The sequence below is a fragment of the Paenibacillus sp. FSL R5-0470 genome, from assembly GCF_037975205.1.
Taxonomy (GTDB): domain Bacteria; phylum Bacillota; class Bacilli; order Paenibacillales; family Paenibacillaceae; genus Paenibacillus_AQ.
The window spans coordinates 339,587-353,802 of record NZ_CP150238.1 but is presented as its reverse complement, the minus strand read 5'-3'; the positions used below and the strand labels follow the sequence as shown (position 1 = coordinate 353,802).

Genomic DNA, 14,216 nt, shown 5'->3' with positions numbered 1-14,216 from the left:
TCTAGTTCAAATGCACAAGCACACGTTCCTGCCATAACTGTGGAATGGTCTTCGCTGTTTCTTCCCATACCTTGTAATCACCAACAGGCTTAGCGTTAACATACTCCTCTTTTGGCAGCAGCTTAGCCGCAACATCATCCGGCAGTGTTACACTGTCACGAATCGGACGAGCGTACCCTTTGGCAAGATTAATCTGTCCTTCATCACTAAGGATGTATTGACGTGTCAGCTTCGCAGCGTTAGGATGCGGCGCATATTTGTTAATGATCGTTGCATATCCACTCACCACACTGCCTTCCTTCGGAATGGCTACCGCGAAGCCATCTTTGTTGATCTGATCTCTATAGTTCAAAGCGTTGAAATCCCACAGCAGGGTAACTTCTACTTCCCCTTTTTCAATGTTGGCAAGAGAAGCCTCTGCATTGGAGAGACGTCCTTTTTTAGCTAAATCCTCGAAAAAAGCAATCCCTGGCTCAATGTTCGACTCATCGCCACCAAAAGCAATCGCTGCGGCCAATACAGCCATCTGCGCTTGAGCAGCTTTGGTTACATCACCAACGATGATTTTGTAATTGCCGTTCTTCAGATCTTCCCAGCTCTTCGGTGGATTAGCCACGAGCTTGGTGTTTGTCAGAAACGAAATCGTCCCTTGATAGCCGACAATCCAATTTCCGTCCTTATCCTTAGCCCAATTAGGGATCTCATCCCAGTAGGTCGTTTTATAAGGTTGTGTTACTCCTTTTTCCACGGCAACCGATCCAAAAGCGATCCCTACATCTCCGATATCAGCCGTTGGCTTATCTTTTTCCGCATCAAACTTGGCAATTTCCTCCGCGCTCGACATATCCGTATCTGAATGTGTAAGACCATACTTACTACTCATATCACTCCATGTATCTTTCCAGTTCGCCCAGGAATCCGGCATTCCCACGCTGATAACACTGCCCTCTTCTTTAGCTTTACTCTCGATCTCGGTCAGACTTAATTCTTTGGTGCCAGCATTTCCATTCGTTGATTCGTCAGCCTTAGCCGAATTTCCACAAGCAGCAAGCAACAGGACGAGCAAGGATAACATTAGACCCATCGATAATTGATTTTTGATCCCTTTTTTCATGATTTCCCCTTCACTCCTATTTCTTATTTGCGGGCTTCTCTATGCTCCAACTGTTAGGCACCCAATTGCAGTATAGGCGTGTACTATTTTCGCGGCATTAAGGAGGATAGTAATATTTGTAAATAAAAAGTAAGACATACCAAAAACCACCTGATTCACTCAGGCGGTTCTCGTGTTTATCCTTATAGCTATACTACCTTCTACGCGCCGCCACACTTACCACGCCGTATCTATAGAGCACTTTCTTGCCGAACCAGCCAAATAACCGATCCGTGAAAAAGCCCATAAAGCCAAGACAGAATAACCCTACAAAGATCCAATCTGTCCGGAAAAACAACCTGGAATTCCAAATCAGATAACCTACACCTTCGTTCGAAGCAATCATTTCCGCACCGATAATCGCCATATACGAGGTTCCCATCGCTAATCGGATGCCTGTAAAAATATACGGTATCGTCGCCGGGACGATCACATGAATCAGAATTTGCCACTCACTGGCGCCCATACTACGGGCTGAGCGGATTTTATCCTCCTCTACGGACATCACACCGGTCAAGGTATTCAGCACCACAATAAAAAAGGTAGCGTACATAATCAACGCAATCTTCGACTGCTCCCCAATGCCAAACCACACTAGAAACAATGTAATGAATGCAATCGGCGGGATAAAACGAATAAAGTTCAGAAAAGGCTCTGCAAAGATACGAATCACATTCACCTTTCCAATAATCAGACCTACGGGAATCGCCATTAAACTGCCGAGTACCCAGCCAATTAGCACCCGGTAAAAGCTAATCCCGATATATTGCATCAAAGTTCCGTCTTCTAGAAGTTCGCGTCCACCCTTAAGCGTACTCCATGGTCCAGGGATCACATCAGGACCGTAGATCACTGCCCCAAGCTGCCAGACGCAGAGTGCGGCAATCCATAGTATGGATACAGAAACCCATTTCTTTTCCACCCATTTCATCATCTGTCCCACCCTATCCTATTCTTCGAAATGGCTCTGAATCTGGTTGTATAGCGAGTAAAATTCCGCTGAGGCTACGTCCCGTGGATAAGGCAGCGTATTGTCATAAATGTCCGTGATGTTAGAGGAAGGGCCTACAGACATAATGCCGATCCGTTCCCCCAACAGCAAGGCTTCCTGAATATCATGGGTTACAAAAATTACCGTCTTATGCGTCTGTTGCCAGATGTTGACCAGTTCTTTCTGCATCGTCCTCCGGGTCATCGCATCAAGTGCACCAAAGGGTTCATCCATCAGCAGGATCGCTGGATCATTGGCAAGCACCCGTGCCAGCTGAACACGCTGCTTCATGCCTCCCGATAACTCCTTCGGGAACTTCTCCTCATGCCCGTTCAGTCCTACAAGTCCGATGAACCTATCCGATATCGTGCGCCGTTCAGCCTTTGCAATTTTCTTCATTCGCAGTCCAAACTCCACATTCTCTCGAACCGTTAGCCAAGGGAATAAAGAGGAATCTGCTTGCTGAAATACAACTGCCCGATCTCTGCCAGGCTTATTCACCTCTTCATTATCCACCCGAAGGTTACCGCCAGATTTGGAAACAAATCCGGCGATCATATTCAGCAGCGTCGACTTTCCGCAGCCACTTGGACCGAGCAGAACGAAGAACTCTCCACCTTTGATTACGAGATCCACATCTTTAATAATATAATGAACATCTCCAGCGGCTGACTCACTGTAGCTCTTGCGAAGCTGCTCAATATGAATGGTGTGCTGCTTAGCAGGTGATGACATGCTGAACCCTCCTATTTCTTATACGTGACTTTTTCCGGCAAAGCTTTGGTTAGCGGTTCAAGATTCAGCTTGCTATCCAGATCAAAATCCTTCTCAAGGATTCCATTGTCGACCATATATTTCTTCTGCTTCGTCAGACTGTCATAAGCCGCCTGCGTGAATCCGAGCGCCCATGGATTGTTCGGAAGATCTTTGATCGTCGATTCCTTAGGCTGCTTCACTTCCTCGTACATCAAATCAGCAACCTCATCTGGATGAGCCTGGGCATAGCCCCCTGCTTCATCCACTGCTGCGAGAAAGTTGGCGATCCCCTCTGGATTTTTCGTTACAAAATCATTCCCTGCTACAATGCCCATCCCTAACCGCACGGTTGTTTTGGACATATCCGTCAGCTCATGTACGCCTGCAAGGGCACCCAGCTTATCATTAAGAACTGAACCATAGAACCATGCACCATCCACAGCCCCTTGCTTCAAAGCGATATAAGATTCGTCAAAGGCTCCCTGCCCTATTAATTCCACATCACTGAGCGCGATGTTATGCTCTTTTAAATATTCATCCCAAAGGTACGGAATAAAAGTTCCACGAATAAAGCTCAGCTTCTTGCTTTTCAATTCCTCAGCTGTCTTGATATCATCCTGTACGAACAGCTTCCATTCTGTAGAAGCTTCATCTGTCGCCAGACCCGCAGAGGCGATGATAGCGTAATCTCCTTTCGACACTGCGTTCAGCAAGGGAAAATCGGCCCCGAAAGCCACATCAACCTGTTTAATGAAGAGTGCATTTACACCTTCTGCCGGGGAACCAAAGTTGACTAGTTCAGCGTCTATCCCGTGTTTGGCAAAGATACCTTTATCTAATGCCACTCGAAAAGTTGGATTCGTATTGATGTCAGCGATTTTAATCTTCAATGTCTCTTTTTTGCCGTTCAATGCTCCATCTTTAGAGGACGACGCATCACCTTTGGAGCTGCAACCTGATAATAGGATAACAACGGATAAGGATAAGAGCAGAAAGCTTGAGCTGATCCATGACTTTTTCACAACGACATCCCCCTCAAATGTATTAGTTGGCTTTGCGGCTACTACCTTCATCAGTCGTCGCCACACAAGCAGCTCCCTCAACAAACGGCAGGGTTGTTGCCACGTTCACTACCGAATCCGATCCCTTAGGTGCAGCCCCTGGTACTCTGAACTGCGTGACATCTATCGGCTCAATCGCTTGTTCTTCCGGCTTCTCCAGCTGTGGTACCCACGCATAAGGCACACGATAGGAACGGTAAACCATGTTTGTATTTCTGGAATCGTTATACGGTGAGATATATTCCCAGACCAGTTCATGCTCTGGCGTAATCTCGAAAAGTCTACCGTTAGATCCTTCTGTAATTAAGGTGTTGCCATTCGGTAACCGCTGGGCGGAGCTAATATAAGGACTATAGAATTTATAAGAATCCGTCGGAACAGAGAAGCCTGCTTCTGCCGCGGTATACTGCCATTCAATTTCGAGTGTCACTGGATTAATCTCTAGAATTCGAGAGTAGTCGCGGAGTGCATTTTTTTGCCCAAAGGGTGAAGATGGATTGGGAAGACCATAACCGCCCCAACCTCCGTTATCAAATACGAGTAGGTTTCCTTCTCCCGGCAAGCCCTTCGGAATGATGTGCGCATGATGCTGGCCAATGATCCAATCGATATGCTTCAATTCTGGCAGTGAGTAGTCTGGACCGATTCTCCACACGATAGCCCCGGTACGCTTATCTGTAATTGCGATAATATTCGCTTCCCGTGCATCCCAGATCACGTTATCTGGATGGAAACGCTCATCGCCTGCATCGTAAAACTTATTAGGTCCTACATACGAAGCTGAATTAATATGCAACCAGTCACCCACACCGCCCCCTAGATTCCCGAAGGAGCGTGAATTAGGATCACGGAATAAGACGTTTTTCGCCGCTTCATCAAAGCCTAGCTCTGCAAAATGTTCATTCGGAGCCCACTCCCAAACGATATTCCCTTCCCAATCCACTTCGATAATCGTGTCATCCAGCAGCTGCTTGTCGGAGATTTGGTGGTTGTAAATATTTTTGTGAGCGAGGATTAGGGTTTTGCCACCGTCAACCTTAGGCTCTAGCCCTGGTGCAAAGTAACCTACTGGATTGCCCTCGCGCTGATAGTCATGATGCTGGCGGGCATACCAGAGCGGTTCATAACCCGGATCTTCTATATGTTCATAGCTGTTATATTTCCATACGATGTTACCGTCCCAATCGACCTGCACCAAATCTACATTATCCTGAATGCCAAATTTGGGATCTCTTCTTCCTGTACTGCCAAGCACATAACCACCAGGGAAAATTTTAGCCGGAAACCCGAGCAGCCCCTTCCACAGATGCACTTCTTTACCGTTCATATCAATCAGTACAACACCTTCTTCACCCGCTTGAAATACGGTATAGCCACTCCATGCTTTGCTCGGGTTATATACAGTTGCTCCAGTTGGATATATGGTTGAATGTCCCATCGTTCATCTCTCCTATATTCGATTTATTTTAATAGCTAAGATAATTACTTTTCTTTGTGACTGCTCGTGGCTTCTGTTCAAGGTTTGGCGAGGCCCCAGCCTCGGCATTCTCCTTCGCCAGCTTCAGCAAGATGTCTGAGAATCCTTCGAGATTGCTAATGATCCGCTGATAAAAGTGACTTTGCTGCACCAATTCCTCTTCCGTGAACCCTTCAAACAGAAGCGAAATACATCGTTCCCCAATATTGCTGTTAAGCTCTGCCATCTTCCGGCCTTTATCTGTGATGTCCAGCATCACCGTCCTTCGGTCCCCTTCCTTACGTCTGCGTACGGTAAATCCACCAGCCTCAAGCTTATCGCTCAAAGCCGTGATCGCACCTGACGTAAAGTCCAGTTCATCTGCTAAATCCCCAAGCCGCTGTTCACCTTCGCGAATGATTTTGTGCAAAATCAACATGCCTGGTAAGGAGATCCCTTCCACGGTGACCTTATCCCGCTCCTTTACGAATCTGCGGACCACCTTGCGGAATACCCAGTCCGTCTCCTCCAGCTGTCTCCAATACGTATCGCTCATTCTTACCTCATCTCTCTCCATAGCCAACAAAAAAAGACTCCCATCACATATCCCTGGCAAGGGAAAGTGCGGGAGCCTTTGGCGGTCCAATCGGCTCGGATTAATTATTTCACTGTTCATTTAATTAGTGTTTAAGTATTGCTGATATCATATAACCCTTTATTCCTACCTGTCAAGTATGTATTTTTAATTCTAAAAAATTACGCCGATACTAGCGCAGAAAGCATGCTTGTTCTAATTCAAAATCAAATAAATTTTAAGTTTTTTCATTGACATTTTGCCCATTGTTAAATATATTGTACCTAAGAATAAATGTTTACCTAGGGAAACAAATTAGATAATTAAAATAAATGTTTCCAATAGGAAACAAATCAATAATTTTCAAGACGAGGAGCTTTTTAATGATTGAAATTAGAAACCTAAACGTGGATTATTTCGGTAATTCAGCGCTAGAAAATGTAAATATCGATATCCCCTTTGGGTACACCATCGGAATTATCGGGCCAAATGGTGCAGGAAAATCGACATTCATTAAGTCATTGTTAGAAGTAATCAAGAAAAGAAGCGGAACGGTGAGGGTAGAGGGAAAAGACATTTCTGAGTATAAACGGAAGATCGCATATGTACCGCAAAAAAATGATATTGACCTTACTTTTCCAATCACAGTGAACGATACAGTGCTAACTGGAACCTATCCAAACTTAAGAATCTTCCAACGCCCCGGGAAAAAAGAGCGGCAATGCGTCGAGGAATGTATGGCCATGGTAGATATAAGTGATCTTGCAAATAAACAAATTAGTAATTTGTCTGGAGGACAACTACAAAGAGTTTTTATTGCCAGAGCGCTTGCCCAAAAAGCGGATGTATTTTTTTTAGACGAACCTTTTGTCGGCATAGATCTAGTCAGTGAGAAAATTATTGTAAAACTGCTTAAACAGCTTCGTGAAGAAGGGAAAACCATATTGATCGTTCATCATGATTTACATGAAGTCGAAGAATATTTTGACAAAGTAATCATTCTCAATAAAAAGCTTATTGCTTTTGGCGATGTGAAAGACACTTTTACAGCCGACAATATCCTCAATGCTTACGGGGCATCCTTAGGTAATCTGGTAATCAAAGGAATGGGGGGCGCCGAAAATGATTGATTATTTCTCATCATTATTAAACATTCCGATCTATGCGCTTAACGCCGGATTGTCTGCTATCATTCTTGGCATTGTTTCAGGGGTTTTAGGAAGTTTTATCGTACTCAGAAAAATGTCATTAATGGGCGATGCTTTGTCTCATGCTGTATTACCAGGTGTGGCGTTATCTTATATTTTAGGGATCAACATTCTTGTAGGAGCTTCATTGTTTGGACTTTTAGCGGCCATCCTCATTCAATTCATAACAAGTCGCAGCAATATCAAAAGTGATACCTCGATCGGAATTATTCTCAGCTCATTTTTCGCTCTAGGAATTGTCTTAATCACTTTCGCCAAGAGCGGGCTTGATCTAACTCATATTTTATTCGGTAACATCTTAGCCGTCCCGCAGTCCGAGTTAATGCAATCATTTATTATCATGCTTGTTGTTATTGCCATCATTTCATTGTTGTATAAAGAGCTGTTAATTAGCTCGTTTGATCCTGTCGTCTCTAAGGCATTTGGTTTAAAAACGGGATTCTATCATTATTTATTGATGATGCTGTTATCCGTGGTTACTGTGTCCTCATTATCTCAAGTTGGAATTGTGCTTGTTATTGCAATGCTAGTTATTCCAGCAGCTACATCATATCTTTGGACAAATAAGCTGATCCATATGATTATCCTGGCTTCCACCATCGGCGCTGTATCTGGAATTATAGGTGTGATCATTAGCTTCAGATTCAATTTACCTACAAGTGCCACCATTGTTCTAGTAGGGGTAAGTTTGTTTGCTATATCATTTATTATCTCGCCCAAAAATAATTTTCTAAGAAAAGGGGTTAAACAAGGATGAAAAAAACAATAAAGATGCTCTCTTTGACAATGTTCATCTTGCTATTTACCGCATGTTCAAACGTTAGTGAGGGAGAAGCAGACCATGACAAGTTGAAGATTGTTGCAACCTACTCCATTATCGCGGATATGACCGAAAACATTGTAGGGGAAAAAGCTGAGGTCTATAGCATGGTTCCCATCGGAACAGACCCGCATATGTACGATCCATTACCTAAGGATACAAGTAAAGTATCTAGTGCAGATTTAGTTTTTTATAACGGATTGAACCTGGAAACAGGTAAGGGGTGGTTCCAAGACCTTCTTGATGTCACTAATAAAAAGGATGTCGCTTTTGCCGTCTCAGATGAAGTAACTCCAATGTACCTAACAGAAAAAGGCAAAGAAACTCAAGAAGATCCTCATGCCTGGCTTGATGTTCAGAATGCTATTAAATATGTTGATATCATCACTAAACATGTAATCGAAAAAGATCCGGACAACAAAGAATTTTATCTGAATAACCAATCAGAATATGTTAAGAAACTTAATGAATTAGATCAATATGCAAAAGAAGCGGTAGAAAAAGTCCCGCAGGAGAAACGTATTTTGGTTACAAGCGAAGGGGCATTTAAATATTTTTCAAAAGCCTACGGATTTGAATCCGCATTTATTTGGGAAATCAATACCGATAGTCAAGGAACGCCAGAACAAATGAAAAATATAATTAAAATCATTGATGAAAATCAAGTGCCGGCTTTATTTTTGGAAACGAGCGTTAATCCGAAAACAATGGAAACCATCTCCAATGAAACGGGTGTACCGATACATTCTAAGATTTTCACCGATTCTTTAGCTAAGAAAGGCGAAGAAGGCGACACATACATTAAGATGATTAAATGGAATATTGATAAAGTCGTTGAAGGATTGTCGTCATAAAAAAAAGGCTGTCGAGATTTTTCTCGACAGCCTTAACTTTTATAATAACGAACCATTATTGGCCACTTTCCAGCACAATTGCATGACTGTCCTCATCATAAACCTGCATAAAAGCTGAAACCGTCGGCAAATATTCAGCTGCCACATATAAAGTGCCCTTTATGTTTTCCACATTAAGGCTTGCATCTGGCTTTAGGGAAAGTGTCCACTCCCCTTTGCTAATCATCGTCTCTTTGCTTGCCAAATCCCAACGAATGTCCGCTCCCCATGCGCTAAATAGCGCTCTAACCGGTAAATAAATTTTGCCGGATTGCTCAAGTGGTAGATTGTTAGTATTCAATTTCACCTGTACTCCGTCCAACCATACTTGCATGTCCTTACCCACTGGTAGTAACGAGACTGCATCGAGCAGATCACCCTCGCTACGCAGTGGCTTAAGGGCTTGCAAATCGAGACTCAATACCTTCAGCTTGTTATTCAGCGTATCCGTCACATACAATTTCCCGGAAGCAAACGCAACACCGGAAGGCTGATTAAACATCACTTTATCCAATGCTCCAACTTGATCTCCCAAGGTGCCCTGCCCTGCAACTGTGATGACTCTTCCATCTTTCTGAATGGCCCGAACCCTATGGTTCAGACTATCAGCAATCAGCAAGACTCCATCGGCATAAGCGAGTCCACGAGGACGATTGAACAGCGCAGACAGACGATCTCCATTGTGGAACCCTCCAGCCATATATCCAGTCACTGGATCAACTGTCGTTGCTTTGCCCGCAAAGGTCTCAACCATATTGCCTTTAATCAATCGAATCATCTGATTCCCACTGTCAGCCACATAGAGATTACCGGTTTCATCGAACACAAGACCCACGGGCTCATTAAATTTGGCCGAAGCTACCGAACCATCTAAATAAGCACCAATATTACCCTGCTGACCTGCAAAAGTAGTCACAATACCTTCCGGTGTAACTTTGCGAATCACATGATTCAGCGTATCGGCTACATATACATTGTCATTACTGTCTATTGCCAATCCACCCGGCGCGTTAAACTGCGCGGTATTGGGTTGTCCATCTTTATAGCCAGCCGCTCCCGTTCCTGCGAAGGTATATACTTCTCCATTCTTAATTTTACGGATGACATGATTGTCGGTATCACTGATATAGATAATGCCTTTACTGTCAGCAGCGGTATACGTCGGATGATTAAACAAGGCCTTTGCACTCTTCCCATCGATATATCCTTCTGCACCTTGTCCAGCCACTGTCTGCAGCTCACCATTACTCCACTTGCTGATAGTACCGCTTCCGGACTGTACGATAATGAGATCATTGCTGCCAGATACAGCAGTCAATCCCCATGGCTGTTTAAGAGAGAGTACAGCGTTAGAAGAGATATTCTGATTTATACTCCCTTGAACGTTGCCGCTTACGGGTTGTACTGCCTCTGCGGTAACGATGCTAGATGGTACTGCGCTTATGAGCATAAATCCACAAACGATGGAGATGAGTTCCTTTTTCATTATGTTTGTTCTCCTCTCGAAGGTTATTGCGCCTTTAAAATAACAAAGATAATCTAATCTGGAGGTTGTCTACTACTACCTCTACAGGGCCGTTTTCTGTATCTTCAATCCTCACGAGAGGAATGGTAACGATATAAGGTTCGGGAAATAATCCATTCAAGAACTCCGGAGTAAGTTTAAGCACAAAGGTATTCTCACCGTTACGATCCAGTACATAATCTGTATCTTCTAGTGGAGATGGATCTGCCTCAGAATATTCATAATGATATCTAATCCCCCCTACATCATAACCCAGCGAATGGATGATAAATTCTGGTGCTTCACCTTCACCTATAGGGCCAGTATGGTTAAAATAACTCGGAGTGATCATTCCCTTGTAGGTAAAACCGCCATCTGCTATCAGTTGATCCTCTTCCTGTACTTCACCCCCGGAAAGGGCATTCTTTAACAAACCGCCGTTTACCTTGATTTGAACGAAAGAGCTATAAGGAATTGATTCACGCAGCTGAATGTGAAGCTTATTCTCTCGAATATATACCTCCCCTAAATCGAGCTTGTCCTCACTTTGATTCAAAGTAACACTCACCCCATCCCTCGCAGCATTAGGATTAGTGTCATCTGCGATATTAAAGAATAACGGTGCTGTAAACGGCAAAACAATCTCATTATCACGGACGAGATAGTCATAGATATGTTCTCTAAATTCCTGCTGGTCTAGCTCTGGTGCACCTAGCGGATTTGGTGTTGGCTCCGGTGTTGGTACCGGCGATGGTGTTGGTGTTGGTGTTGGTGTTGGTGTTGGTGTTGGTGTTGCTGTTGGTGTTGGTGTTGCTGTTGGCTCCGGCGTCGGTGTTGACGTCGGTTCCGGTGTCGGCGTTGGTGTAGGTCTCGTCGGCGATGTTGGTCTCGTTATATCTAAGGGAGCTGAACTAGATAGATCATAGTTAATCTGAGGTGGAATTGTTGGAATAGGCGGACTTGAGTGAACGGGCATAGCGGCTTTTATTTGCTCGAGTAGTTGCTCGATTTTTTTCTTAGCCGATTCGAATTCTAATACCTCTTCTTCGTTCAGATATTTCAAATACTGCTCTAGCGCAAATTGTGGTAATGCATTTAGGGACAACTGCGACTCTATCCAGTGTTGATTCTCCATAATTAACTGCTGGGAGGCTGTTATCATACGCTCAATCAGCGTGGGATCAATAGTCGAAACTACATGAACTGTTCCTTCCAGAACTCCCAGATAATCGCCGTTATTCCCTATCCCATTATTAAGGACTACGTTACCTTGGCTATTAACGCTAACAAAAAACTCTGTACCCATCACGCCCATAATAGCCGTTGGTGTCTCAATCTCAAAGCGAGAATCGCCATCCAGTTTCTTTTTCACCTTGATCAAGACTTGTCCGTTTTGCAGCTTTAGACTTGTCTTACCGCCCAATGCCTTTGCGCTTTCTACTAATTGGCTAATGGTAAGCGTAGTACTAGCTCCGATCGTAACTTCTTTGTTAGCATCAAGATCGAGGCTAATTTGCCCATCATTGCCTGTTATAATCGTATCACCTTGGGTAATCGCCATTCCTTTAAAAGCGTTGAATTTCTTCGTTCCACCGCTCTTTTTCACTTCAGACTTGCCTGAGACCGCAGTTATTTTCCCAATTTTTACGCTATCCTTCGCCTCTGTGACAACTGCTGGCCAAAGAATACTGAACAATAGCATAAACGACAGTGTAAGCTTTAACGACCTCATCTCAATCCCTCCAGTTCATAGACACTGATTCCTTGTTCCTTGCCCTTTACCTTGATCTCTCCTAATGAAACGGCTGATACTCTATCTTTTACAAAAGCGTAGGTAGCCTCACTGATGAGGATTTGTCCAGGCTTCGCATTGCTTTCCAGACGGGCTGCCGTGTTGACGGTGTCGCCAATCGCTGTATAATCCATCCGGGTCTTGGAGCCGATATTCCCGAATACAGCTGGACCAGTATGCACCCCGATACCGAATTTCACTACAAGACCAAACCGTTGGAACAGCTTTTGTTCCACCGCAGCCGAGCCTTCCTTCATGGCCCACGCCGCCTTCACCGCTTGCATTGGATGATCCTCCAGCAGCAATGGAGCATTAAAGATCGCCATCGTGGCATCCCCGATAAACTTGTCCAGCGTGCCATCATACTTAAAAATACAACCCGCAGTCAGATCCAGATACTCATTCAGAATCTCAACAATCTCCTCTGGTTCAGCAGCCTCCGATAACGGAGTGAACCCGCGAATATCAACGAATAACAGGGTTAGCTCTCTGCGGCTTCCTCCCAGCTTCAGCCCTTCTTGACCGTTCTTGAGAATTTGATCGACAACCTGCGGAGCAACATATCGACCAAAAATATCCGTAACTCTACGTTTCTCCATCAGTTCTTCTAAATATTGAAAAGCTATTACGATAATACAACTAACGATTAGAAAGGGAATCACATAACCCAGTGAAATTACTATCCCTTGGTCATAGAAAAAACGACCTGCAAAGATAAGAAGGGCAATGATGACCACAATGACCGCGTAGGAATATAGCATCTTCACTTTACGGAATAGTAGATAGGCTAGGAGCGCAACAAAAAGCAACACTACCTCGTTCCACTTCCAATCCAGTACCCGCTTATAATTATCGTCCAGTAGAGATTGAATGATATTTGCATGAATTTCCACACCATATAACGTATTTTTTCCGCTAATTGGTGTTAGGAAGTCATCCTTAAATCCTGTAGCATAGGGCCCTATAAGCACAATTCTATTCTCAAAATAAGATGGTGGAACCTCTCCGCTAAGAACCGCCGAATAAGGAATCTCCTCAAAGTCGCCATTGCCACCTGAATAAGGGATATAAAAGCGCCCAAAGTCATCCAGTGGGAGTTTCTGCGGATCAGCAGTGCCCCCCATCGCCTCTCGATATTTCTGGTAGACCGTCCATGACAAGCTGTGAATAGACTCCCCTTCATAGTCAAAAGAATAAAGAGCCTTACGCACCACTCGATCAGTATCCGTAATAGTATTGATATGGGCGGTTGCAGCCGCAGCCTTCCGCAAAGCCTCAAACGGCTGGGATAGCTCCAGCGCTTCGATCTTTCCCTGCTCGGTATTTGGCGCAAATGTGCCATATACCGGCAAAACAACATTCTCCGCACGGGCCACAGCCGCAGCGAATTCTGTATCCGCCTCCGGGTCCTCCGAGCCTACAGGGAACGTAAGGTCAAAACCGATCACTGCTGGATGTCCCTCGGAGAGCGTATCTAACAGCTGTGCATGAACATTTCTGCTCCACGGCCAGCTGCCAAAGTCCTCCAAGCTCTGATCGTCTATCCCGATGATAGCAATCGTAGTATCCACAGACCGCTCGTGCTGCATCACGCGGTCTTGTAACAGATGATCAATGGAGTCAAGACTTCCTCTATACAGTAGAACCGCAAAAATCACCGTAAGTAGAAGCAAAATATGTGCTAACTTTACTCTCAAGGTTCGTTTCTCCAATCTATGTATTATGGAATGAGTCCGAGCCAGCGCTATAATAAGCGTTCAAATACGTTGGTAATTGATAAGCAAAGAAGAAGGGGGCAGTGGATAACAGAATAAGGAATATAAGCAATCGTGGATGAATATCCATTCCTGCGCCAATTGGAAGAAGTGCCGTAACAAGGAGAATAACTGCCGGATCATCGTGAATAACTAGTGTAACAACGAAAGATATTATTATGACTGCCAGCAGGAAGCTAGATTTTGTCTATTAAAAATTTATTCAAAAATATTATATATGAAAAATCATATGA

Annotated in this window: 12 protein-coding genes; 3 read left to right on the top strand and 9 right to left on the bottom strand. The window is 44.2% G+C overall.

The features are described 5' to 3' along the window. Position 1: 1 nt before the first annotated feature. The 6 genes from MKY99_RS01570 to MKY99_RS01545 all read right to left on the bottom strand — a co-directional run bounded on the left by MKY99_RS01570 (position 2) and on the right by MKY99_RS01545 (position 5,994). Positions 2-1,114: an extracellular solute-binding protein gene (locus tag MKY99_RS01570; protein WP_076299914.1), complete on the bottom strand. Its 1,113-nt coding sequence runs from the start codon at positions 1,112-1,114 to the stop codon at positions 2-4. 193 nt (positions 1,115-1,307) lie between these two features. Next, complete coding sequence (locus MKY99_RS01565) at positions 1,308-2,084, bottom strand: ABC transporter permease (protein WP_042184207.1); 777 nt, start codon at positions 2,082-2,084, stop codon at positions 1,308-1,310. 18 nt (positions 2,085-2,102) lie between these two features. Next, positions 2,103-2,879, bottom strand: a complete 777-nt coding sequence (locus MKY99_RS01560) for an ABC transporter ATP-binding protein (protein WP_042184205.1) — start codon at positions 2,877-2,879, stop codon at positions 2,103-2,105. A gap of 11 nt (positions 2,880-2,890) precedes the next feature. Beyond that, positions 2,891-3,922, bottom strand: coding sequence for an ABC transporter substrate-binding protein (locus MKY99_RS01555; RefSeq protein ID WP_339268292.1), 1,032 nt, complete (start codon positions 3,920-3,922; stop codon positions 2,891-2,893). A 22-nt stretch (positions 3,923-3,944) separates the two neighbouring features. Next, positions 3,945-5,399, bottom strand: a complete 1,455-nt coding sequence (locus tag MKY99_RS01550) for an aryl-sulfate sulfotransferase (protein ID WP_339268291.1) — start codon at positions 5,397-5,399, stop codon at positions 3,945-3,947. Positions 5,400-5,427: 28 nt separating this feature from the next. Further along, positions 5,428-5,994: a MarR family transcriptional regulator gene (locus tag MKY99_RS01545; RefSeq protein ID WP_339271455.1), complete on the bottom strand. Its 567-nt coding sequence runs from the start codon at positions 5,992-5,994 to the stop codon at positions 5,428-5,430. Positions 5,995-6,374: 380 nt separating this feature from the next. On the opposite strand from MKY99_RS01545, the gene MKY99_RS01540 reads away from it, so the two are divergent. The 3 genes from MKY99_RS01540 to MKY99_RS01530 are packed head-to-tail and all read left to right on the top strand — an operon-like array spanning position 6,375 to position 8,873. Next, on the top strand, positions 6,375-7,121 hold the full coding sequence (locus MKY99_RS01540) for a metal ABC transporter ATP-binding protein (protein ID WP_339268289.1): 747 nt from the start codon (positions 6,375-6,377) through the stop codon (positions 7,119-7,121). Next, complete coding sequence (locus tag MKY99_RS01535; protein ID WP_042184200.1) at positions 7,114-7,956, top strand: metal ABC transporter permease; 843 nt, start codon at positions 7,114-7,116, stop codon at positions 7,954-7,956. Before MKY99_RS01540 ends, MKY99_RS01535 begins: the two co-directional genes overlap by 8 nt. After that, entirely contained in the window at positions 7,953-8,873 is a 921-nt protein-coding gene (locus tag MKY99_RS01530) for a metal ABC transporter substrate-binding protein (RefSeq protein WP_339244380.1), read from the top strand. The genes MKY99_RS01535 and MKY99_RS01530 overlap by 4 nt, the downstream gene beginning before the upstream one ends. Positions 8,874-8,928: 55 nt before the next feature. On the opposite strand, the gene MKY99_RS01525 is transcribed toward MKY99_RS01530, so the two are convergent. Genes MKY99_RS01525 through MKY99_RS01515 form a run of 3 tightly spaced genes read right to left on the bottom strand, consistent with a single transcriptional unit; the run spans position 8,929 to position 13,905 of the window. Continuing rightward, complete coding sequence (locus MKY99_RS01525) at positions 8,929-10,398, bottom strand: stalk domain-containing protein (protein ID WP_339268286.1); 1,470 nt, start codon at positions 10,396-10,398, stop codon at positions 8,929-8,931. 34 nt (positions 10,399-10,432) lie between these two features. Further along, on the bottom strand, positions 10,433-12,148 hold the full coding sequence (locus MKY99_RS01520) for a FecR domain-containing protein (RefSeq protein WP_339268284.1): 1,716 nt from the start codon (positions 12,146-12,148) through the stop codon (positions 10,433-10,435). Then, a complete protein-coding gene (locus MKY99_RS01515) occupies positions 12,145-13,905 on the bottom strand; it encodes an adenylate/guanylate cyclase domain-containing protein (protein ID WP_339268282.1) in 1,761 nt (586 codons plus the stop codon). Before MKY99_RS01515 ends, MKY99_RS01520 begins: the two co-directional genes overlap by 4 nt. Positions 13,906-14,216 lie beyond the last annotated feature (311 nt).